We start from the raw sequence: 21,877 nt of genomic DNA, 5'->3' as shown, positions 1-21,877 counted from the left end.
GAGTTCGTCGACGCCGCCCACCAGCGCGGCATGCGCGTGATCATCGACTTCGTCATGAACCACACCAGCGACCAGCACCCGTGGTTCCAGGAGTCCCGCAAAGACCCCGACGGGCCCTACGGCGACTACTACATGTGGGCCGACGACGACAAGGGCTACCCGGACGCCCGGATCATCTTCGTCGACACCGAGACGTCCAACTGGACCTTCGACCCGGTACGCGGCCAGTACTTCTTCCACCGCTTCTTCTCGCACCAGCCCGACCTCAACTACGAGAACCCGCGCGTCCAGGAGGAGATCCTGGCCGCGCTGAAGTTCTGGCTGGACCTCGGCATCGACGGGTTCCGGCTGGACGCGGTGCCGTACCTGTACGCGGCCGAGGACACCAACTGCGAGAACCTCCCCGCCACCCACGCCTTCCTCAAGCGGGTCCGCCGCGAGATCGACGCCCAGTACCCCGACACGGTGCTGCTCGCCGAGGCCAACCAGTGGCCGGAGGACGTCGTCGACTACTTCGGCGATTACGCCAACGGCGGCGACGAGTGCCACATGGCGTTCCACTTCCCGGTCATGCCGCGCATCTTCATGGCCGTCCGCCGCGAGTCCCGCTACCCGGTCTCCGAGATCCTGGCCAAGACCCCGGCCATCCCCTCGGGCTGCCAGTGGGGGATGTTCCTACGCAACCACGACGAGCTGACCCTGGAGATGGTCACCGACGAGGAGCGCGACTACATGTGGGCCGAGTACGCCAAGGACCCCCGCATGCGCGCCAACATCGGCATCCGAAGGCGCCTGGCTCCCCTGCTGGACAACGACCGGCACACGATCGAGCTGTTCACCGCGCTCCTGCTGGCCCTGCCCGGCTCGCCGATCCTCTACTACGGCGACGAGATCGGCATGGGCGACAACATCTGGCTCGGCGACCGCGACGCCGTCCGGACCCCCATGCAGTGGACCCCGGACCGCAACGCGGGCTTCTCCACCTGCGACCCGGGCCGCCTCTTCCTGCCGGCGATCATGGACCCGGTCTACGGCCACCAGGTGACCAACGTCGAGGCGTCGATGTCCTCGCCGTCGTCGCTGCTGCACTGGACCCGCCGCATGATCGAGATCCGCAAGCAGAACCCGGCCTTCGGCCTCGGCTCCTACACCGAACTGCCCTCCTCCAACCCGGCGGTGCTCGCGTTCCTGCGGGAGTACGAGGACGACCTGGTGCTGTGCGTGAACAACTTCGCGCGGTTCGCCCAGCCCACCGAACTCGACCTGCGCGAGTTCGCCGGGCGCCACCCCGTGGAGCTGTTCGGCGGGGTCCGCTTCCCGGCCATCGGTGAGCTTCCGTACCTGCTCACCCTCGGGGGCCACGGCTTCTACTGGTTCCGGCTCACTCGAGTCGCATCCCGCATCGGCCGGCGACTGTGAGCATGCGCCGACGAAAGGAGGCGTGACCATGCCGAAGACCGCATCCCTCCGCCCGGGCCCCACGCGCCTGACCGAGCCCATGGAGTCGCTCGGCGGGCTGCTGCGCGACTGGCTGCCGCGGCAGCGCTGGTTCGCGGGCAAGGACCGGCCCGTCACGGAACTCGGCCTGCTGTCGATGACCGAGCTCTTCCCGGGCTGTCTGCACCTGCTGGTCCACGCCGGTCACGCCGGCCACACGGGCGTGCCCTCCCCCGGCGGGGCGCCCCCGGCCGGGGACTGCTACCAACTGCTGCTCGGCGTGCGGGAGCATCCGTCGCCGCGCCTCGGACGGGCGCTCATCGGGCAGGTGCAGGACGGACCGCTGGCCGGTCTGACGGTCTACGACGCGCTGCACGACCCCCGTTCGGCCCAGCTCCTGCTGGACCGGCTGCGGCACCCCGGGACCGCGGGTCCGCTGCGCTTCGAGTGCGACGCGGACCAGCAGGTGCCCGCCGGACTGGTGCCGCGGCTGCTGGACGCCGAGCAGTCCAACTCCTCGCTGGTGTACGGCGACGAGTACATCCTCAAGGTCTTCCGGCGCATCCAGCCGGGCGTCAACCCGGACCTGGAGGTGCCCGGGGCGCTGGCCCGGCAGGGCTGCCACCGCGTCCCGGCGCCCGTGGCCTGGTTCCAGACGAAGCACCCGTTCAAGGCCACCCTCGGCGTGCTGCAGCCGTATCTGCGGGACGCCTCCGACGGCTGGACGCTGGCGCTGCACGCGCTGGCCGCCGGGGACGACTTCACGGCCCACGCCCGGGCGCTGGGCGCCGCCACGGCGGAGGTCCACCTCGCCCTGGCCTCGGCCTTCCCGGTCGGCGAGCCGGGGGAGAACGGGCGGACGGCCGCCGCGATGAACGAGCGCCTGACCGCCGCCGCGCACTGCGTGCCCGCGCTCCAGCCGTTCGTGCCGGGCCTGCGGGCCGCGTTCGCCGCCCTGACCACCTGCGACGTCGGTCCGCCCGCCCAGCGCATCCACGGCGACCTGCACCTGGGGCAGGTGCTGCGGGCCGGACGCGAGTGGTTCGTCATCGACTTCGAGGGCGAGCCGTCCCGGCCGCTCTCCGAACGGCGCAGCGCCCACTCCCCCGTGCGGGACATCGCCGGGATGCTGCGCTCCTTCGACTACGCCGCCCGGCAGCGCCGCCCCTGGCGCCCGGAGTGGGCCCGCCGCTGCCGCGAGGCCTACTGCGCGGGCTACGCCGGCCGCGCCGGCTGGGACCCCCGCAAGAAACACGGACTGCTCCGCGCCTACGAGACGGACCGGGCCGTGTACGAGGTGCTGTACGAGGCACGGCACCGCCCCGACTGGCTGCCTGTACCGATGGCGGCGATCGAGCGCCTCGCCGTGAGAGGAGACTGAGCCGTGGCCCTGCGAGACACCTCAATCCCGGAGCCGGCCGGCCCGGTCCCGAGCACCACCGCGCCCGCCCTGGGCACCGAGGACCGGGGACGCCTGCTGGCGGGCGCCCACCACGATCCGCACGCGCTGCTGGGCGCCCACCCGGTCCCCGGCGGGATCGTGTTCCGGGCGCTGCGCCCCTTCGCCCGCTCCGTGAGCGTGGTGATCGACGGGCGGCGCACGGCCCTCGCCTCGGAGGGCGACGGCCTCTTCTCGGGCGTGCTGCCCCTGGACACGATCCCGGCGTACACGCTGCACGTGGCGTACGACGGCGGTGAGCAGGAGGTGCACGACCCGTACCGCTTCCTGCCCGCGCTCGGCGAACTCGACCTGCACCTGATCCGCGAGGGCCGGCACGAGCAGCTCTGGCAGGCGCTCGGCGCGCAGCCGATGACCCACGAGGGCGTGGCCGGCACCCGGTTCACGGTGTGGGCGCCGAACGCTCAGGGCGTGCGCGTCGCCACCGATTTCACGTACTGGGACGGGACCCAGTTCCCGATGCGCTCGCTGGGCGCGTCCGGTGTGTGGGAGCTGTTCCTGCCGGGCGTCGGCGAGGGCACCGCCTACAAGTTCGAGATCCACTCCCGGTACGGCCACCGGTTCCTCAAGGCGGACCCGATGGCCCGGCGTGCCGAGGAGCCGCCCAACACGGCGTCGATCGTCACCGCTTCGCACTACGAGTGGGGCGACGCCGAGTGGATGGCGCACCGCGCCGACACGCCCGTGCACGAGGCGCCGTTCTCGGTGTACGAGGTGCACCTGCCGTCCTGGCGCCCGGGACTGACCTACCGCCGGCTCGCCGAGGAACTGCCGCGCTACGTCAAGGACCTCGGCTTCACGCACGTGGAGCTGATGCCGGTCGCCGAGCACCCCTTCCACGGCTCGTGGGGCTACCAGGTCACCGGCTTCTACGCGCCGACCGCGCGGCTGGGCTCGCCGGACGACTTCCGGTACTTCGTCGACGCCTGTCACCGGGCCGGCATCGGCGTGATCATGGACTGGGTGCCCGCCCACTTCCCGAAGGACGACTGGGCCCTCGCCCGCTTCGACGGGGACCCGCTCTACGAGCCCGGGAACGAGCGGCGGGCCGAGCACCCGGACTGGGGCACGTACGAGTTCGACTTCGGCCGCACCGAGGTGCGCAACTTCCTCGTGGCCAACGCCGTGTACTGGTGCGAGGAGTTCCACATCGACGGGCTGCGCGTGGACGCGGTCGCCTCGATGCTGTATCTCGACTACTCGCGCGAGGACGGCCAGTGGGAGCCCAACGCCTACGGCGGCCGGGAGGACCTGGCGGCCATGGCGTTCCTGCAGGAGATGAACGCGACCGTGTACCGGCGGGCCCCCGGCGTCGTCACGATCGCCGAGGAGTCCACCGCCTGGGGCGGGGTCACCCGGCCCACCGACACCGGCGGGCTCGGGTTCGGGCTGAAGTGGAACATGGGCTGGATGCACGACTCGCTGGAGTACATCGCCCACGAGCCGGTGCACCGCAAGTACCACCACCACGAGATGACGTTCTCGATGGTGTACGCCTACAGCGAGAACTACGTCCTGCCCATCTCCCACGACGAGGTCGTGCACGGCAAGCAGGCGCTGGTGTCGAAGATGCCGGGCGACTGGTGGCAGCGGCGCGCCACCGCCCGCGCCTACCTCGGCTTCATGTGGGGCCACCCCGGCAAGCAACTGCTGTTCATGGGGCAGGAGTTCGCGCAGGGGGCCGAGTGGTCCGTGGAGCACGGGCCGGAGTGGTGGCTCCTCGACGAGGACTACCACTCGGCGGGCGACCACCGGGGCGTGCGCGACCTGGTCCGCGACCTCAACGCCGTCTACCGGGCGACGCCCGCGCTGTGGCAGTGCGACACCCGGCCGGAGGGCTTCCGGTGGGTGGCGGTGGACTCCGCCGACGACAACGTCTTCGCGTTCCTCAGGTACGACGCCGAGGGCAACCCGCTGCTGGCCGTGTCGAACTTCTCCCCCGTCGTCCGGCACGACTACGGCCTCTGGGTGCCGGGGGACGTCGTCGCCTGGCAGGAGACCCTCAACACCGACGACACGCGCTACGGCGGCAGCGGTGTGACCCACCCGGATCCGGTCAAACCGGAGGACGGGTGTGTCCGGATCACGCTGCCCCCGCTGGCCACCGTGTGGCTGACGCCGTTCGCTGCGTGAAGTCCTGCCGCCCGACCAGGTGTCCCACCCGCCTGTGAGGGGCACTGGGGGTCTACCACCGGGAGAACCCGGTGGTGGACGCGGCAGGGCAGAGAAGGGCGGGCAACAGGGTGCGCACCGTCGGAGTGGAGGAGGAACTCCTCCTGGTCGATCCGGAGACCGGGGACCCGCGGGCACTGTCCGCAGCGGTGCTCGCCCGGGCCGCGCGGGACGACGCGGACCGGGACGTGTTCGAGAAGGAACTCCACGAGCAGATGCTGGAGTTCGCCACGCATCCGCAGTCGTCCATGGAAGCCCTGCGCGCGGAGATCGTCCGCTGCCGCAAGGAGGCCGCCCGGCACGCCGGGGAGATCGGCTGCACGGTGGCGGCGCTCGCCACCTCCCCGCTGCCGGTCAGTCCCGCCGTCGGCGTCAACCGGCGCTACCAGTGGATGGCGGACCAGTACGGCATCGCCACCCGCGAGCAGCTCGTCCTGGGCTGCCATGTGCACGTGGCCGTGGACTCCGACGAGGAGGGCGTCGCGGTCATCGACCGGGTGCGGCCCTGGCTGCAGGTCGTGAAGGCGCTCAGCGCGAACTCGCCGTTCTGGCAGGGCAAGGACTCCGGGTACAGCAGCTACCGCAGCCGGGTGTGGCTGCGCTGGCCGTCGGCCGGCCCGACCGAGATCTTCGGCTCGGCCGAGCGGTACCACCGGCTGATCGCGGACATGGTGGCCACCGGTGCCCTCCTCGACGACGGGATGATCTACTTCGACGCGCGGCTGTCGCAGCGGTACCCGACGGTGGAGATCCGGGTCTCGGACGTCTGTCTGCACGCGGGCACGGCCGTACTGGTCGCCACCCTGGTCCGCGGGCTGGTGGAGACCGCGGCGCGCGAGTGGCGGGCCGGCCGGGAGCCGCTCGACCACAGTGTCAGCCTGCTGCGGCTGGCCGACTGGCAGGCGGCCCGGTCCGGTCTCGCGGGCGAACTGCTGCACCCCGCGACCATGCGGCGGATGCCCGCCGAAGCCGTCGTGCGGGCCCTGCTGGAGCACGTCGAGGAGGCCCTCGCGGACACCGGTGACCTGGAGCGGGCCCGGACCGGGTGCGAGGAACTGCTGCGGGACGGCAACGGCGCCCAGGTGCAGCGGGAGCTGTTCGAGCGCACGGGGAGCCTGCGGGACGTCGTCACCGAGTGCGTCCGCCACACGCAGGCGTGAGACGCCCCGCCTTGCCGGGAGCGGGTTCAGAGGATCAGGACGAGGGCGTAGGCCAGGAAGAACGCCGCGATCAGCACCGCGAGCACGATGATCAGCGCCAGTGGCCCCTTGCCCCAGCCCTTGGGCGGGTTGTGCGTCTCCCGGGGCCCCGCCTCGGGGAGGCTGCTCTCCGCGGGCGGGGTCTCGCCCGGCGGTACGCCGCCGCCCGGCTCCAGACCGGGGGTGCGTTCTGGTTCGGGATCGGGATTGATGTGACTCATGCCGTCCGGGTCCCCCGATCACGCCCGGATCATCAGCGGGCCCACTTCCGTATTTCCCGACCCGGAGGGTCCCGCCTCGACTACATTCGAGCACCGCGCCGATGACGGTACCCGTCGGCAATGTCACACCCCGTACATGTCAGGAGCAGTGCATGCGCGATCTCGCCCTCGCTCCACCGGCCGTCGCCCCGCTGACCGGCGGGCTCGCCGACAGCGTGTTCGAGGCGGCGGACCGCGATCCCACCCGGCCGATGCTCGCCCGGCGCACCGACCCCGCCTCCGCCGTCTGGGAGGAGGTGACGGCGATCGAGCTGCGCGACGAGGTGATGGACGTGGCCAAGGGCCTGATCGCCTCCGGGATCGCGCCGGGCCACCGCGTGGCGATCATGGCGCGCACCCGGTACGAGTGGACGGTCCTGTGCTACGCGCTGTGGGCCGTGGGCGCCGAGGTCGTCCCGGTCTACCCGACGTCGTCGCGCGACCAGGTGGAGTGGATCCTGCGGGACTCCGGCTGCGTGGCCGTGGTCGTCGAGGACGAGCAGGGCGTGATGACCGTCGGCTCGGTGTGCGCCTCGCTGCCGCTGCTGCGGCACGTCTGGCAGCTGGACGCGGGCGCGCTGGCGGAGCTGACGGGACGCGGGGAGTTCATCCCGCTCGCCACGGTCGACTCGATGCGCCGCATCGTGCTGCCGGACTCCACGGCCGTCATCGCCTACACCTCCGGCACCAGCGGCCACGCGATGGGCTGCGCGCTGAGCCACCGCAATCTGGCCGGCCCGTGCGACACGCTGCTGGCGGGCTGGGGGCACACGGCGGCCGCGCGCGGCGAGCAGGGCTCGGTCCTCGCGTTCCTGCCCTTCTCCCATGTGTACGGACTGATGATCCAGGGCCTGTGCGTGCGCGGCGGCCTGCTGATGGGGCACCAGGCCGACCTGAGTGCCGAGGCGCTGTCGTCGGCGCTGCGGACCTTCCGGCCCACGTACCTCTACGCGGTCCCCTCGGTCCTGGAGAAGATCTACAAGAACTTCCTGCGCACGGCCCAGCAGGGCGGTCACGGCGGGCTGTTCGAGCGGGCGGCCGAGACGGCGCGGGACTTCGCCGCGGCCCTGGAGCGCCAGCGGCTGGGCCGGGGCCGCGGGCCCGCCTTCGACCTGCGGCTGCAGCACGCCCTGTACGAGCGCACGGTGTACCGCCGGCTGCGGGCGGCGCTGGGCGGCCGGGTGCGGCGGGCGACCTCCGGCGGCTCGCCCCTCAGCCGTGACCTGTCCCTCTTCTACGAGGGCATCGGCATCTACGTGCACGACGGGTACGGCCTGACGGAGACCGCCGGCGGGGTCACGATGCAGCCGCTGGGCCGGGAGAAGTCCGGGACGGTCGGGCAGGCGCTGCCGGGCACGGAGATCCGGGTGGCCGACGACGGGGAGATTCTGGTGCGGGGTCCGTCGGTGTTCCAGGGATACGTGGGCGACGAGGCCGCCACCCGGGCCGCGCTGCGCGGGGGCTGGCTGGCGACCGGGGACCTCGGGCGGCTGGACGCGGAGGGCTATCTGACGATCACCGGCCGCAAGAAGGACATCATCGTCACCAGCAGCGGCAAGAGCGTCGCCCCGCTCGCCCTGGAGCAGCGGCTGCGGATGCACCCGCTCATCCACCAGGCGGTGGTGGTGGGCGACAACCGGCCGTGTGTGGGCGCCCTGATCACGCTGGATCCGGAGTTCCTGGCGCACTGGCGGGCGGCGCTGGCGCTGCAGGGCGAGATGCGGGAGGCGCGGGAGGAGAACGCGCTGCGGGAGGAGGTCGCGCGGGCCGTGGCCGCGGCCAACAGCGCGGTGTCCCCGTCGGAGTCGATCCGGGTGTTCCGGGTGCTGCCGGAGCCGTTCGACGTGACCAACGGCCTGCTGACCCCGTCGATGAAGCTGCGCCGGGACGAGATCGTGCGGCACTACGCGTCCGAGATCGACGCGATGTACCTGTCCCGCAGGCGTCCCGGGCGGCCGAGCGCGGTGGACGAACCGTCGAACTGGGACGACTCGGACAGCGTGTTCCGCTGAGCAGCCGCCCGGACGCGTAGGCCTCGTCCCGTCGGGAACACGCAACAGTGGCGACGCAAGAGAAAGGACGACAGCCCTGACGACAGCCCTTGCTGACGCCGGGCCGGAAAGGCGATATGTCAACCGAGCCGCGTGGGGATGACGCACTGACCTCCGAGGAGATCCCGAGCCGCACGAACAGCTTCGTGGGCGAGCCGCACGACGTGACGGGTGCGCGGCTGGCCGCGGAGGAGTTCCTGCGTGATCTGGCACGCTCCTCGCCGCCCTCTGCCCCCGAGTACTGGGACGACATCCTGTTGGTGGTGACGGAGCTCGCCGCCAACGCGGTCCAGTACGCGCCGGGGCCGTTCGCGCTGCGGATGCGCCGGACCTTCGACGGAGTGCACGTGGTCCTGCACGACACCAGCACCACCGAGCCCGCCCCGCGCCCCTTCGATCCGCGCAGCGGTGGCGGCGGCATCGGCTGGCACCTGATCCACACCCTGTGCGACCAGGTCAGCGTGGTGACCGACGACCGGGGCAAGGACGTGCACGTGTTCCTGCCCTGGTGAAGCCGGGAGCGTCACGGGCGCGGGGCGCCCGTGACCGGCTCAGACCGAGGTCGCCGCGCGCGGCGGCAGGCGGTGGTAGTAGTCGCCCACGGCCGTCAGGTACTCCCGGTCCCTCGTCTCGCTGTCGGTCTGGAAACGGGGCGCCGCCTTGGCGTCTCCCCTGCTGCAGGCCAGAGTGATCTTCCGGGCCTGCGTGTCTATGCCGGTGACGACCCCGGCCGGCACCAGGACGCTGCGGCCGAACACCCAGACGCCGGTGTCGACGACCAGATGCCGCATGGCGTGCGGGGCGGCCTCGCGGTCCACGTGCCCGATCGTGCCGTCGGTCGCGGCGACGGTGAACCCGGTCAGGTCCTGTCCCTCGGTGTGACCGCTTGCCGGCGCGTACGACCAGATTCTGTCGATGGCCACGCTGTCCCATCCTCCCTGGCGGTGTGCGGATCGCTCGAGCCCTGGCGGACGGATGCCGACCGCCTGCTCCACAGCAGCAATTACCCTCCTGCCGCAAGCGCATTCGGGGCACCCGCCCCGCACCGTACGACGGGGGCGGTCCCGGGCGATGTTCGGATCGGGGGGAATGGAGGGCGGTTTCCGGGGTAATCGCGGGGGCGCGGTGAAAATCGGAGCCCCACTGCGAAGGGAGGCACATGAGAAACGGCACTCGAGTCCGCGACACGACCGGCGTCGTCCCGCACCGCGGTCACCCCCGGAGGTGACCAGCCCAGGCCGTAGCACTTGTTGGAGGTACCCGTGCCCCTCGCCCAGAACCCGCTGTCCGTGGAAGTCGAACTGCCCCGGGAGGACGTGGCCCTGATCACGGTCGACGGCTACCTGGACGTCGACACCGCGACCGAGTTCCAGGCCCATCTGGCCAACCAACTCCACCACGGCCGACGTCACTTCCTGCTCGACCTGTCGTCCGTCCCGTTCATGGACTCGTCGGGGATGAACATCATCCTGCGGGTGTACCAGGAGACCCGCGGGAACGACGGCAGCGTGCACGTCATCGGCCCGACCCCGGCGGTGCGGCGCATCCTCGACCTGACGGGCGTGAGCATCACGGTGCCGATATCGGAGAGCGTGGACGAGGCTCTGGCCCGCGTCGACGCAGGGCCGCAGACCCCCGAGGGGGAAGAAGGCGCCTGACGGACCGGGTGCCCCCAGGGCACGGCGCCGGCGGAGACCGGCGGCCCGGTGCCCTCGCTCCGCCCTGCCCGGACGGCGGTTCGCGCCCCTCGCACGATGGTGACGGCGGTGGCCGGCCGCCGTCGCCCGGGACCGGAACGCTTGCGCCGGATCCGGTGTCGTACGAGGTCGGCGCATGGTTAGAGTTGGCGCCCGGCAAGGGTCACAGCGCCGTCTCGTTGCCTGAAGCGGGTTCGGTCGACGCAACGCGGATGAGGAGAGAACCAGGTGCCGGAGCACGAAGCGGACGGACAGTTCGTCACGCCCACGCACGAGGTCAGGGACTTCCTGCACCGGCGGCGGGAGCAGATCGCCCAGCGGTGGGCGGACGAGCCCCTGTTCCGCGCCGTGTTCACCGTCTCGCGCGAGGAGGCGGTGGAAGCGGGCAAGGTCGTCGTGGACGCGCTGGCCCAGGTGGCCGACTCGGACCAGGTGGAGGACCCGGACGCCGCCGGCTTCAGCGGGGTGCGCGAGCAGTTGTCCCGGATGGGCGCGGCGCGTTCCCGGGCCGGGCTGTCCAACACCCAGGTCTCCAGCGAGCTGGCCGCCCTGCGGCCGCCCGTCGAGAACCTCCTGGCCGCCGATCTGGAACAGGCGCCGCCCGAGCACCTGCGGGCGTGTTCGACGGCGCTGACCGTGCTGATGGGCACCCTGCGGCTGGTGGCGATGCAGTCGGCGCTGAGCGAGTGGCAGGCGCTCAGCGACCGGCAGCGGATGCAGCTGCTGGAGGTGGCCACGCCGGTCATCCGGCTGTGGGACGGCATCGTGGCCGTGCCGCTGATCGGGACGCTCGACAGCGCCCGCAGCCAGGTGGTGATGGAGACGCTGCTGAACGCCGTGGTGGACCAGCACGCCCGGTTCGCGATCCTGGACATCACCGGTGTGCCGACGGTCGACTCGCTGGTGGCGCAGCACCTGATGAAGACGGTCGCAGCGGCGCGGCTGATGGGCGCCCAGTGCATCGTCTCGGGCATCCGCCCCGCCATCGCGCAGACCATCGTCCATCTCGGTCTGGACCTGGACGTGATCACCCGGGCGAGTCTCGCCGACGCGCTGGGTTACGCCCTGCACGAGCTCGGCGCGGACATCGTGAACCCGGGTGCGGGTCAGCGGTGAGCGAGGCGTACTCCCGTCCCGTCACAGGCCATGTGCCGGTCCTGCGGCTCGGCGACGTCCTGCTGGTGACGCTCCAGGGGGATCTGCACGACAGCACGGCGCAGCAGCTCCAGCAGGACCTGTCGGAGACGATCTCCCGTACCGGGGTGCGCGGTGTCCTCATCGACATCTCCGGCGTGGAGATCGTGGACTCCTTCCTCGGCCGGGTGCTGGCCGAGATCGCGGCACAGTCCAGGCTGCTGGCGGCGCGGACCGTGGTGGCCGGCATGCGCCCGGCGGTCGCCATCACCCTGGTGGAACTGGGTCTGACACTGCCGGGGCTGAGCACCGCGCTGAGCACCGAGGCGGGCATGGAGCTCCTCGCGCAGCAGGCCCCGGTGACCCGTCCCGGCGGCCCGCGTCAGGAGAGTCCGTGATGCACACTGCCGCGGGCGTGGAGGCCTGCCTGCCCATCCGGTCGGACATGGACCTGGTGTGGGTGCGACAGCATGTGCGGCAGGCCGCTGCCCGGCTCGGCTTCGGCCTGGTGGAGCAGACCAAGCTCGTCACGGCGGCCAGTGAGCTGGCCCGCAACACCCTCGTGCACGGCGGGGGCGGACAGATGGCGGCGACGCACGTCAGCAGCGGGGCCGCCCAGGGGCTCCGGCTGGCCTTCTCGGACGAGGGGCCGGGCATCGCCGATCTGGACCAGGCGCTCAGCGACGGCTACACGTCCGGGGGCGGGCTGGGGATGGGGCTGAGCGGGGCACGGCGCCTCGTACACGAGTTCGACATCGAGAGCACGCCGGGCGCGGGCACCACCGTCCGGGTCACCTGCTGGGCGGGCCGGCCGCCGCGCCCGCGCGAGGAGGTGTGATGCCCCGCGTGTGGGACGTCCCGGTGCGCGACTCGACCCGGGTCCGCGACGCGCGGGTCGCCGCCGAGGACGCGGCCAAGCTGGCCGGGCTGGACGAGCGGCGCACCGCTGCCGCCGCGCTGGTCGCGACCGAGCTGGCCACGAACCTGCTCAAGCACGCCGAGGGCGGGCAGGTGCTCATCGACGTCGTGGACCCGCCCGAGCCGGGGGACGGCCGGACGCGGGCCCGGGTCGTGCAGATCGCCGCGATCGACCACGGGCCGGGCATCTCCGACGTTTCCGCGGCCGTGCGCGACGGTTTCTCGACGACCCGCTCGCTCGGGGCCGGTCTCGGCACGTGTCTGCGTCTCGCCGACGACTTCGGCCTGCACAGCACGCCGGGCCGCGGCACGGTGGCGGTGGCCCGGGTGGGGACGACGCCCCGGGGTGGCGCCGCCACGGCGGGTTCGACGGTGACGGTGTGGGCCGACGGGCTGTCGGGACGCCCAGGGCCGGGCACGCCGGGTGGTGGCCCGCGGGGCGCCGACACCTGGCCCGAGGGCCAGGGCACCGGCGCCGCGCCGTGGCCGGGTGCCGGGCCGGATAACGGGCCGGGCAGTGAGTCGCGGGCGCAGCCGCCGGCGGTCGCCGTGGCATGCGGCGGCCTGACGGGGCACACGGCCGCGTCCGGTGTCGCGGGGGGCGTCGGCGTGCCGGACGACGGGCCCGGCCGCAGCGGCGGGCCGGAGGACGAGCAGGGTCGGCGTACGCCGTGGGACCACGCGCTGCCGGACGGTGGGCCCGCCCGTCGCGGGCCGGAGAACCAGCCGAGCCGACCTACGCCCTGGGACCGCGCGCGGCCGGACGGCGGACCCGCTGGCGGCGGCGCGCCGGACGATCTGCCGGGGCGGCGTACGCCCTGGGACCGCCCGTCGGCCGGCGGCGGCGCGGCGGGGCGGGCGGCGCGGGCCGGTGCGGCGGCCGAGCCCTCCGGGCCCGTCGGTGAGGTGCGGGCCGGAGGTGTGAACATCCCCTACGGCGGAGCCGAGTACTCGGGTGACGCGTGGACGTGGGTGCGGTCCGGGGACCGGGTGACGCTGATGCTGGCGGACGGGCTGGGACACGGCCCGGAGGCCGCCCGAGCCTCGTCCGCCGCGGTCGCGGAGCTGCACCGCTGGGCCCGCCTCTCCCCCGCCGAGTCGCTGCGGCGGATCCACGACGCGCTGAAGGGCACCCGCGGCGCGGCCGTCGCCGTGGCCCAGCTCGACCTGCGGACCGGGCGGCTGCGGTTCGCCGGCATCGGGAACGTGGGGGCCCGGCTGCGCGCGGACGGCACCTGGCGTCCGCTGCTGTCGCGGCCCGGCATCGTCGGCGTCCACCGGCCCACCACGCTCCGCGAGGAGGAGGCCGACTGGGCGGCCGACCGGCTGCTGATCCTGCACACCGACGGTCTGCCCAGCCGCTGGACGCCGCCGTCCGGCGCCGGTCTGCCGACGGCGGACCCGGCCGTGACGGCCGCCGTGACGATACGCGACGCGAGCAGTCCCGCCCGCCCGGTGCGGGACGACACCGCCGTGGCCGTGCTGACTCCGACCCCGCCGGACCGCCCATGATGCGCACTTGGCAGATCACCACCGTCACTGACGCGGCCCGCGCCCGCATCGCCCTCGCGCGCCTGGCCGCGGCCTACGGTGTGCCCACCCTGGAACGGACCAGGCTGGCCACCGCCCTCAGCGCCCAGTTGCGGCAGTGCCTCACCAAGGGCGGCACCTGGGTGCTCACCCTGAACGTCGCGGGGTCTCCCGCCGAGGAGGGTCTGCTGCACGCCGTGGTGACCCCGTCGCCGGAGGCGTGCGCCGCCGGGGAGCCGCCCTGGGAGGTCACGGTCCCCTGCCCGGAGGCGGCCCAGGCCGCGGAGGGCGGCACCGTCGCCGACGACCCGGCCGCCCTCGCGGAGGCGCTGCTCGGCGCCGACGAGGACACCGCCGTCGTGCTGGACAAGCTCACCGAGCAGGAGGACCTGGTCGCCTTCCACCGCGAGGAGCTGCACCAGACCAACCAGGGCGTCCTCGCGCTGCACGCCGAGCTGGACGCGGCCGGCCGGGCGCAGCGCGAGGCCTTCGCCGCCGAGCGCAGTGCCCGCAACGAGGCGGAGAGCGCCCGCCGCAGGCTGACGTTCCTCGCGGACGCGAGCGCCGTGCTGACGGCCTCCCTCAACCACGAGGAGATCGTGCGGCGGCTGCCGGACCTGCTGGTGCCGGAGTACGCGAGCAGCGTCGACGTCTGGCTGTTCGACCACGAGGACGACAAGCACCGCTCGGCGCCGCATCCGGCCGCCGCCGTGGTCGCGGCCCGTACCGGGCGGCCCCAGTACGCCGCGGACCATCCGGGCAACCTGCCCGGGGTCGACGACCAGCCGCCGTCCGCGCTGGATCCCGCGCGGCCGCTGCTGTGCGTGCCGCTGCCGACGCGGCGGGCGCCGCTCGGCGTGCTGACGCTGTCACCGCCCGGTGCGCGGTGGAACCCGGACGACGCGGTGATGCTGATCGAGCTGACGCGCCGGGCCAGCATCGCGATCGACAACGCGCGGCGCTTCGAGCACAACCGCGACATCGCCGAGACGCTGCAGCGCGCCCTGCTCACGGATCTGCCGGCCACGCCGGGCCTCAGCCTGGCCGCGCGGTATCTGCCCGCCACGCACGGGCTGAACATCGGCGGTGACTGGTACGACGCCTTTCCCCAGCGGGACGGCGGGCTCATCACCGTCGTCGGCGACGTGACCGGGCACGGGCTGCACGCGGCCGTCATGATGAGCCAGTTGCGCACCGCATTGCGGGCGTACGCCGTCGACGGCGACAGCCCGGGCCGGCTGCTGACCCGGCTGCACCGGTTCCTGCACCATCTGCAGCCGGATCTGTACGCCACCGCGGTCATCGCCCGCTTCCACCCGGACGAGCCCACGCTGACCTGGGCCGCCGCGGGCCATCCGCCGCCGGTGCTGCGCCTGGCCGACGGCAGCGTGCGGATCCTGGACGCCAAGCCCGGCGCCATGCTCGGCATCCCGCTCACCCAGGAGATCCACGACCACACCGTGCCGGTGGCGCCCGGCTCGACGCTCGCGCTGTACACGGACGGCCTGGTGGAGCGGCGCGCGCAGGGCATAGACCCGGGCATCGGGCGGCTGGCCACGGCGCTCGGCGGGTTCCGTTCCGGGGAGCTGGACGCGGACCTGGCGGGTTCGGCGGACCGGATCCTCCATCCGCTGCTGAGCGACTCGGAGCGCGACGACGACGTGTGCCTGCTGCTGTGTCACCTCCGCGGGGACGCCGCGTCCTGACGGCGGGCCCGGGTGTGCACGCCTTCTTCACTCCCGCCTGGTGCTTTTCGGCCACGGTGCGGGCATGGTGGTGATCGACGCGTTCGTCTGCCTGCCACGTCCGACTGGCGTACCCGTCGGGCAGGCGGTGGGATCGAAGGGGTGCGAACCGGCGATCCAGGGGCAGTCGGAAGGCGTTCGAGGCAGACCGCCTGGAGCCGCAGAAAGGGATGAACACCGTGACACGACCCAGGATCCTGGTGGTTGGCGCAGGCTTCGCCGGCGTGGAGTGCGTCCGCCGTCTGGAACGGAAACTCTCCCCGGACGAGGCCGACGTCACGCTGGTGACGCCGTTCGCCTACCAGCTCTACCTGCCGCTGCTCCCCCAGGTCGCCTCCGGGGTGCTGACGCCGCAGTCGATCGCCGTCTCCCTGCGCCGCAGCAAGAAGTACCGCACGCGGATCATTCCGGGCGGCGCCATCGGAGTCGACCTGAAGGCGAAGGTGTGCGTCATCCGCACCATCACCGACCGGATCGTCAACGAGCCGTACGACTACATCGTGCTGGCCCCCGGCAGCATCACCCGGACCTTCGACATCCCGGGGCTGACGGAGCACGCGTTCGGGATGAAGACGCTCGCCGAGGCGGCGTACATCCGGGACCACGTGATCTCGCAGCTGGACCTGGCCGACGCGAGCCAGGACCCCGAGGAGCGGGCCTCGCGGCTGCAGTTCGTGGTGGTCGGCGGCGGCTACGCGGGCACCGAGACCGCGGCGTGCCTGCAGCGGCTGACGCACGCCGCCGTCAAGCGCTACCCGCGGCTGGACCCGGGTCTGATCAAGTGGCATCTGATCGACATCGCGCCGAAGCTGATGCCGGAGCTGGGCGACAAGCTCGGCAGCAGCGCGCAGGAGATCCTGCGGCGGCGGGGCATCGAGATCTCCCTGGGCACCTCCATCGCCAAGGCGGGTCCGGAGGAGGTCACCTTCACCGACGGGCGGGTGATCCCGACCCGCACGCTGATCTGGACCGCCGGCGTCGTCGCCAGTCCCCTCATCGCCACGCTCGGCGCGGAGACGGTGAAGGGGCGGCTGGCGGTCGCCCCCGAGATGAACCTGCCCGGCAACGACGGGGTGTTCGCGCTCGGCGACTCGGCCGCCGTGCCCGACCTGGCCAAGGGCGACGACAGCGCCATGTGCCCGCCCACCGCGCAGCACGCCCTGCGGCAGGGCAGGCACGTCGCCGACAACGTCATCGCGACGCTCCGGGGCCAGGCGATGAAGCCGTACGTGCACAAGGACCTCGGGCTCGTCGTCGACCTGGGCGGCACCGACGCGGTCTCCAAGCCGCTGGGCATCGAACTGCGCGGCCTGCCCGCCCAGGCCGTGGCCCGCGGGTACCACTGGTCGGCGCTGCGCACCAACGTGGCCAAGACGCGGGTGATGACGAACTGGCTGCTCAACGCGGTCGCCGGCGACGACTTCGTCCGCACGGGGTTCCAGGCCCGCAAGGCCGCCCGGCTGAAGGACTTCGAGTACACGGACGCGTATCTGACGCCGGAGCAGGTGCGGGAGCACGTCGAGGGAACGGGCCGGCAGGAGTAGCGCCCCGGCCCGGACGGGAGCTTCCGCTCGTGGCATGACATGCTGAGGTGCGGATCTTGGTGTGAGTGCGAGTCGGGAGAGAGTGCGGCGGCGTGAGGGCAGCGGGACGCTCGGTGCGGACACGACTGCGGGACCGGATCGCGGCCTCCGACCCCGGGCTGCTGCGCCTGACGGCCGGGCTGCGGACGGTCGGCGCCATCGCCCTCACCCTGGCCGTGCTCTCCCTGCTGCGGGCCGATGTGCACCATCTGGTGGCGGGGGCCATGGCGGCGATGGTCGCCACCTTCGCCATCCGGGAGAAGCAGCTCGGCGCCCAGGCGGTGACCCTGGCGCTGGGGCTGCCGGTGGCGCTGGCGTCGGTGTCCCTGGGCGCGGTGCTGAACGCGCGTCTCCTCGTCGGTGACGTCTTCTTCGTCGTCCTGATCTTCTGCGCGGTCTACGGCCGCCGGTTCGGTGACCGCGGCACCGCGCTGGGCCTGATCGGCTTCCAGGTCTACTTCCTGTCCCTGTTCGTCGGCGCCACCGTCTCGGCGCTGCCCGTGCTGTGCGGCGCCATCGCCCTGGCGTTCGCCTCCAGTGCCGTGATGCGGTTCGCGGTCGTGCCCGCCACCCCCGCGGGCGTGCTGCTGCGGCTGCGGCTGGCCTTCCGGGCCCGGCTGGCGCAGCTGGTGTCCGCGCAGCTCGACCTGCTGGACGCCGACGCGGACGAGATGGACAAGGCGCTCGACGCCGTACGCGAGGGCACCGCGCGGCTGCACGAGACGGCGATGATGATCCAGGCCCGGCTGGAGGAGGGCACGCCCGACGAGTCGGTGGCGCGGCTGGTGCAGCGCCGGATCGCGGACGCCGAGATCGCCGCCGAGCGGCTGGGTCTGCTGCTGCTGTCGGCGCGCAGCGCCGAACGGGCCGACACGCTGACCCTGCACCTGCCGGGCGCGCCCGCGCCGTCGATGGGGCAGCCGGCCCTGCCGGACGAGGCCACCGCCACGCTCCGCCGTGATCTGCGGGCGCTGCTGGCGCTCGTGCTGCGGGCGGGCAGCGGGGACGCGGGCACCGCGCTCGCCCATGTGCGCAACCGGCTCCTCGGCTACCGGGACGAGGAGAACCTGCCGCCCGCCCCGAGCGCCGTCCAGGACGTCTTCCGGGGCATCGGCGAGGCCGCGCGGGCGGTGCTGGGGCTGCGGATCGCGCTGGACGGCCCGCAGGACGAGTCGGACGACTCCCCCGCCACCGCCCGCTCCCGGGAGGAGCTGGACGCCGAGGACGCCGCGATCGACGGCGGCGAGGAGGCGGCGCAGGAGGAGCAGACGGGTCTGCGGCGGCCCACCACGCGCGCGGCCGTGCAGGTCGCAGTCGGGTCGACACTGGCCATCGTGGGCGGCGAGCTGCTGTCCACGCAGCGCTGGTACTGGGCCGTGCTGACGTGCTGGATCGTTTTTCTGAACACCGCCTCGACGGGCGAGATCCTGGTGAAGGGCTACCGGCGGCTGCTGGGGACGGTGTTCGGCGTGGTGGCCGGCATCGTGCTGGCCGGTCTGGTCGGGCAGCACACGTGGACGGCGTTCGCGCTGGTCCTGGTGCTGATCTTCGCGATGTTCTACGTGGCGCCGCTGTCGTACACGCTGATGTCGTTCTTCGTCACGGCGATGCTGGGGCTGCTGTACACCCTGCTGCACACCTACAGCCTCGACGTGCTCGTGCTGCGGATCGAGGAGACGGCGCTCGGTGCGGCCTGCGGGGTGGTCGCGGCGGCGCTGGTGCTGCCGGTGCGCACGGACCGCCGTACGAACGAGCTGCTCGGCACCGTGCTGGACCGGCTGGCCGCCGTCACGGAGGCGGCGGTCGGCCAGCTCAGCGGCGGGCCCGCGGACGACCTGCTGGACCAGGCGCGCGACCTGGACCAGGCGCTGGCGGACCTGCGGGCCGCCACACAGCCGCTGACCCACCCGGTCACGCCGCTGCGGGCCCGGCGCCACACCGCCCGGTACGTGGTGGCGCTGCTGGAGACCTGCGCGTACCACGCGCGGACCCTGGCGGCGACCGCCGAGCTGCTGCCCACGCATCCCTCGATCGCGGCGGACCCACGGCTGCGCGGGGCCGCCGGGCGCACCGTGCGCAACATCGGGACGATCGCCGCCCGGGTCGCCGACGAGCACGCCCGTGCCGAGGTCGAGACCGGGCCGAGCATCGCCTCGCTGCTGGGCTCCGACGCCGGCACACCGCGCTACGGGCGGATCACCGACCGCGTGCTGCGGCATCTGGAGCGGCTGGACGAGGCCGTGCTGGGTCTCGCCCGGCCGCTGGGCGTGCCGGTGGCGGCGCCGAGGAAGTGAGCGCGGGCCCCGCCGGTCAGAAGTCGGTGGGCAGCCCGCTCACCTCGGCGATGCCCCGCAGCTCCTCGGTCTGCCGGTGCCGTTCCTTGATGTAGTCGGCTATCTCGCCGAGGCGGACCGGGTCGGACGCGGTGTTCGCGTCGGTGACGATCCTGACCGGGCCGGTGTCGTCGACGTCGAGTTCGACCACTTCGTTGTCCAGGCGGCCGGTGACCGCGGTGGCGATGACGAGGGCCACCTCGTCACGGACCTCCTGGGGCAGCTCGTCGCCGCCCCCGGAGTCGAGCGCGAAGTCGAGGCTGGACAGGCGTTCTTCGTCGATCGCCTCGAGGACCGGTTCCACCACACGCATCAGGAGGCGGTAGTCCTCCGTGTCCATCCGGATGCGCAGGAGGTCCAGGTACACGTCCACGGGCCGGCCGTCGCCATGCGGAATCTCGGAATCGCTCATTGGCATCGTGTTCCCCGCACGACGCGGCTCAGACGCGCCGCCAGCGGGCCATGGCGAAGGAGAACACGCCGAACAGCACGAGCCCGGCCGCGACGCAGACCAGCAGCCAGGGGCCGAGCGGGGTGTCGGCGAAGCTGCGCAGGGTGTCGTCCAGGCCCTTGGCCCGGTCGGGCTCGTAGTCGACGGCGGCGCGGACGGCGAAGACGCCGGCCACCGCGAACACCAGCCCGCGGGCGGCACCGCCGGCCACGCCGGTGACGTCCACCAGCTGCCGTGTGCGGTGGCTCAGCTGCCCCAGCCGGAGCTTGTCGTGGTACTTGCGCAGCACGGCCCGTACGCCGATCCAGACGCCCGCGGCGACGATCGCGATCCCGGCCGCGCCGACCAGCCACTGGCCGCCGGGCAGCTCCAGGGCCCGCGCGGTGGCGTCCCGGGACTGCCGGTCGCTGGAGCCGCCGCCGCTCTGGTCGCGGCTGGTCGCGAAGGACAGCACGGAGTAGGCGACGAAGACGTAGAAGGCGAAGCGGACCGTCGCCAGCAGCCGCTTGCGGGCGCTGCGGCCGTCCTGTCCGACGGAGCCGAAGAGCGCCTCGGACAGCCGCCACAGGGCCATGCCGACGAGCCCGATGCCCAGCGCCCACAGCAGCACCGCGCCGAACGGCTGCTGCGCCAGTTCCGCCAGGGCTCCCCCGCGGTCGGCCTGCTCGCCGGTGTCGCCGAAGGCGATCTGCAGGGCCAGGGCACCGACGAGCAGATAGATCACGCCCCGGGCGGCGAGGCCCGCCCGTGCCGCTCCCTCGGTCACCGAACCCCGCGCCGCTCGCCGGGCCCGGAACCGACCTTGTGCCAACGCACTCGTGTCCATGTCGACCTCCCGGCACTCCGGATGCCCCGGCTCGGCCGCCACACACCCGGCGCGGCCTCCGGACCAGGGGATTCCGGCCAGAGCCGGGGTCTGCCGCCCCGGACGCGCGGCGGCGTCACGTCCGTCACCGCGCTCTCAGGACCGCCGCATCCTCGAGCCGCGGCCGGCGCGGCCCTGGGCGTGCAGGTACTCCAGGGCGTCCAGGACCACGGTGCGGTCGTGCCAGGCGAGCCAGCGGCCCGCCTCGGCGCCCATGGTGCCGAGGGCCTCGGTCTGGGACGTGGTCAGGCCTCTGAGGGGGCGGTCCAGGTGGGCGGAGACCATGCCGACGCACGTCCCGGACGCGGTGGTCAGCGGGACGCTGTGGCAGGCCCTGCTGCCGGCCGCGAGGATGGCGCGCCGGGCCGGCTCGGTGAACACCGGGTCGCTCTCCACCTCGCGCACGGTGACCTGGGCGACGTCCCGGGCGGCCTGGGCACAGGAGGTGCCGTCCTCCCCTACGTGGGCGAAGAAGTCGACGAAGTCGGGCGTGAGCCCGGTGTGCTCCTTGATGCGCAGACCGCCCCGGGCCGGGTCGGTGAGCTGGACGTTGCCCATGTGGGTGCCGGTCACCGTAAGGGTGCGGCTCAGCACGGCCTTCAGCACGGCGCCGCGGCTGCCGGAGCCGGAGCGGTGGGCCGTGGTGAAGGTCAGGTCCGGTTCCGGCCGGCGGACGCGGCGCGGGAACCACAGCGGCTCCCGGCCGTCGGGACGCGGTGCGGTGACCAGGACGCCCGCCAGCGTGCGCAGCTTGACGTTGTAGCGCTGGGACGCCCGCTGCATCAGCGCGAAGGCGCTCTCCCCGTCGGGGAGCGCGTACCGCTCCTGCACCATGCCCTGCGCCTGTGAGATCAGCGGGTACACACGGGCCCGGGCCCGCAGGTCGCGCACCTGGGCGCGCAGGCGCTCCAGCTCTCCGTCGTCGTCGGCGGTCGTCCGCCCCGCTGTGGACATGTGACTCCTAGGTGGTGCTCGGCGACAGACGGGCCCGGGGGGGGGGGGGGGGGCCGGGGGCCCCCGCCCCGGGGGGGGGGGGGCGGACC

18 protein-coding genes and 2 pseudogenes are annotated in these 21,877 nt (G+C 73.2%); 15 read left to right on the top strand and 5 right to left on the bottom strand.

The features are described from left to right. The 4 genes from treS to ABZ948_RS37925 form a co-directional block, all read left to right on the top strand. Positions 1-1,419: maltose alpha-D-glucosyltransferase (gene treS, locus ABZ948_RS37940; protein WP_359767514.1), on the top strand; the 1,419-nt coding region annotated here is incomplete at its 5' end. A gap of 28 nt (positions 1,420-1,447) precedes the next feature. Continuing rightward, complete coding sequence (locus ABZ948_RS37935) at positions 1,448-2,818, top strand: maltokinase N-terminal cap-like domain-containing protein (RefSeq protein ID WP_359767512.1); 1,371 nt, start codon at positions 1,448-1,450, stop codon at positions 2,816-2,818. Positions 2,819-2,821: 3 nt separating this feature from the next. Further along, positions 2,822-5,029 (top strand): 1,4-alpha-glucan branching enzyme, encoded by a 2,208-nt coding sequence (glgB, locus tag ABZ948_RS37930; protein ID WP_359767510.1) that lies wholly within the window; start codon positions 2,822-2,824, stop codon positions 5,027-5,029. 110 nt (positions 5,030-5,139) lie between these two features. Next, entirely contained in the window at positions 5,140-6,228 is a 1,089-nt protein-coding gene (locus ABZ948_RS37925) for a glutamate--cysteine ligase 2 (RefSeq protein WP_359767508.1), read from the top strand. A 26-nt stretch (positions 6,229-6,254) separates the two neighbouring features. On the opposite strand, the gene ABZ948_RS37920 is transcribed toward ABZ948_RS37925, so the two are convergent. Beyond that, entirely contained in the window at positions 6,255-6,488 is a 234-nt protein-coding gene (locus ABZ948_RS37920; protein ID WP_359767506.1) for a DUF6480 family protein, read from the bottom strand. Positions 6,489-6,640: 152 nt separating this feature from the next. On the opposite strand from ABZ948_RS37920, the gene ABZ948_RS37915 reads away from it, so the two are divergent. After that, positions 6,641-8,539, top strand: a complete 1,899-nt coding sequence (locus tag ABZ948_RS37915; RefSeq protein WP_359767504.1) for an AMP-dependent synthetase/ligase — start codon at positions 6,641-6,643, stop codon at positions 8,537-8,539. Between the two features lie 116 nt (positions 8,540-8,655). Next, on the top strand, positions 8,656-9,090 hold the full coding sequence (locus tag ABZ948_RS37910) for an ATP-binding protein (RefSeq protein ID WP_031118746.1): 435 nt from the start codon (positions 8,656-8,658) through the stop codon (positions 9,088-9,090). A gap of 39 nt (positions 9,091-9,129) precedes the next feature. Here ABZ948_RS37910 and ABZ948_RS37905 read toward each other — a convergent pair whose 3' ends face one another. Beyond that, positions 9,130-9,501 carry a PRC-barrel domain containing protein gene (locus ABZ948_RS37905; RefSeq protein ID WP_359767502.1) on the bottom strand — a complete coding sequence of 124 codons (372 nt, stop codon included), beginning with the start codon at positions 9,499-9,501 and terminating at the stop codon, positions 9,130-9,132. 339 nt (positions 9,502-9,840) lie between these two features. Between ABZ948_RS37905 and ABZ948_RS37900 the strand changes: the two genes are divergently transcribed. The 9 genes and pseudogenes from ABZ948_RS37900 to ABZ948_RS37860 all read left to right on the top strand — a co-directional run bounded on the left by ABZ948_RS37900 (position 9,841) and on the right by ABZ948_RS37860 (position 19,479). Beyond that, entirely contained in the window at positions 9,841-10,236 is a 396-nt protein-coding gene (locus tag ABZ948_RS37900) for an STAS domain-containing protein (RefSeq protein WP_359767501.1), read from the top strand. 267 nt (positions 10,237-10,503) lie between these two features. Beyond that, positions 10,504-11,391 (top strand): STAS domain-containing protein, encoded by an 888-nt coding sequence (locus ABZ948_RS37895; protein ID WP_359767499.1) that lies wholly within the window; start codon positions 10,504-10,506, stop codon positions 11,389-11,391. After that, positions 11,388-11,807 carry an STAS domain-containing protein gene (locus tag ABZ948_RS37890; RefSeq protein ID WP_359767497.1) on the top strand — a complete coding sequence of 140 codons (420 nt, stop codon included), beginning with the start codon at positions 11,388-11,390 and terminating at the stop codon, positions 11,805-11,807. The genes ABZ948_RS37895 and ABZ948_RS37890 overlap by 4 nt, the downstream gene beginning before the upstream one ends. Next, entirely contained in the window at positions 11,807-12,247 is a 441-nt protein-coding gene (locus ABZ948_RS37885; RefSeq protein ID WP_359767516.1) for an anti-sigma regulatory factor, read from the top strand. Before ABZ948_RS37890 ends, ABZ948_RS37885 begins: the two co-directional genes overlap by 1 nt. After that, positions 12,247-12,669 (top strand): annotated as a pseudogene (locus ABZ948_RS37880) (anti-sigma regulatory factor); the annotation flags it as partial. The gene ABZ948_RS37885 and the pseudogene ABZ948_RS37880, both read left to right, overlap by 1 nt. Before the next feature lie 513 nt (positions 12,670-13,182). Continuing rightward, a pseudogene (locus ABZ948_RS37875) lies at positions 13,183-13,839 on the top strand (SpoIIE family protein phosphatase); the annotation flags it as partial. Then, positions 13,836-15,563 carry a PP2C family protein-serine/threonine phosphatase gene (locus ABZ948_RS37870; RefSeq protein WP_359767495.1) on the top strand — a complete coding sequence of 576 codons (1,728 nt, stop codon included), beginning with the start codon at positions 13,836-13,838 and terminating at the stop codon, positions 15,561-15,563. The pseudogene ABZ948_RS37875 and the gene ABZ948_RS37870, both read left to right, overlap by 4 nt. Positions 15,564-15,772: 209 nt before the next feature. After that, positions 15,773-17,146: an NAD(P)/FAD-dependent oxidoreductase gene (locus tag ABZ948_RS37865; RefSeq protein ID WP_359767494.1), complete on the top strand. Its 1,374-nt coding sequence runs from the start codon at positions 15,773-15,775 to the stop codon at positions 17,144-17,146. Positions 17,147-17,238: 92 nt separating this feature from the next. Beyond that, the gene (locus ABZ948_RS37860) at positions 17,239-19,479 is read left to right on the top strand and encodes an FUSC family protein (protein ID WP_359767492.1); all 2,241 of its coding nucleotides are present in this window, start codon (positions 17,239-17,241) and stop codon (positions 19,477-19,479) included. A 16-nt stretch (positions 19,480-19,495) separates the two neighbouring features. On the opposite strand, the gene ABZ948_RS37855 is transcribed toward ABZ948_RS37860, so the two are convergent. The 3 genes from ABZ948_RS37855 to ABZ948_RS37845 all read right to left on the bottom strand — a co-directional run bounded on the left by ABZ948_RS37855 (position 19,496) and on the right by ABZ948_RS37845 (position 21,788). Beyond that, positions 19,496-19,930 carry a hypothetical protein gene (locus tag ABZ948_RS37855; RefSeq protein WP_359767490.1) on the bottom strand — a complete coding sequence of 145 codons (435 nt, stop codon included), beginning with the start codon at positions 19,928-19,930 and terminating at the stop codon, positions 19,496-19,498. Between the two features lie 28 nt (positions 19,931-19,958). Continuing rightward, entirely contained in the window at positions 19,959-20,795 is an 837-nt protein-coding gene (locus ABZ948_RS37850; protein WP_359767488.1) for a DUF1206 domain-containing protein, read from the bottom strand. Between the two features lie 135 nt (positions 20,796-20,930). Further along, complete coding sequence (locus tag ABZ948_RS37845; RefSeq protein ID WP_359767486.1) at positions 20,931-21,788, bottom strand: ANTAR domain-containing protein; 858 nt, start codon at positions 21,786-21,788, stop codon at positions 20,931-20,933. Between the last annotated feature and the right edge of the window lie 89 nt (positions 21,789-21,877).

Source organism: Streptomyces olindensis, assembly GCF_040645895.1.
In the GTDB taxonomy this organism is placed as follows: domain Bacteria; phylum Actinomycetota; class Actinomycetes; order Streptomycetales; family Streptomycetaceae; genus Streptomyces; species Streptomyces olindensis.
This window is presented reverse-complemented; position numbering and strand designations above follow the sequence as displayed.

Coding starts and splice junctions, on each gene's coding strand:
- ABZ948_RS37845 (WP_359767486.1), bottom strand. CDS start 21,788: ATGTCCACAGCGGGGCGGACGACCGCCGACGACGACGGAGAGCTGGAG.
- ABZ948_RS37870 (WP_359767495.1), top strand. CDS start 13,836: ATGATGCGCACTTGGCAGATCACCACCGTCACTGACGCGGCCCGCGCC.
- ABZ948_RS37920 (WP_359767506.1), bottom strand. CDS start 6,488: ATGAGTCACATCAATCCCGATCCCGAACCAGAACGCACCCCCGGTCTG.
- ABZ948_RS37865 (WP_359767494.1), top strand. CDS start 15,773: ATGAACACCGTGACACGACCCAGGATCCTGGTGGTTGGCGCAGGCTTC.
- ABZ948_RS37850 (WP_359767488.1), bottom strand. CDS start 20,795: ATGGACACGAGTGCGTTGGCACAAGGTCGGTTCCGGGCCCGGCGAGCG.
- ABZ948_RS37915 (WP_359767504.1), top strand. CDS start 6,641: ATGCGCGATCTCGCCCTCGCTCCACCGGCCGTCGCCCCGCTGACCGGC.
- ABZ948_RS37855 (WP_359767490.1), bottom strand. CDS start 19,930: ATGAGCGATTCCGAGATTCCGCATGGCGACGGCCGGCCCGTGGACGTG.
- ABZ948_RS37885 (WP_359767516.1), top strand. CDS start 11,807: ATGCACACTGCCGCGGGCGTGGAGGCCTGCCTGCCCATCCGGTCGGAC.
- ABZ948_RS37935 (WP_359767512.1), top strand. CDS start 1,448: ATGCCGAAGACCGCATCCCTCCGCCCGGGCCCCACGCGCCTGACCGAG.
- ABZ948_RS37910 (WP_031118746.1), top strand. CDS start 8,656: ATGTCAACCGAGCCGCGTGGGGATGACGCACTGACCTCCGAGGAGATC.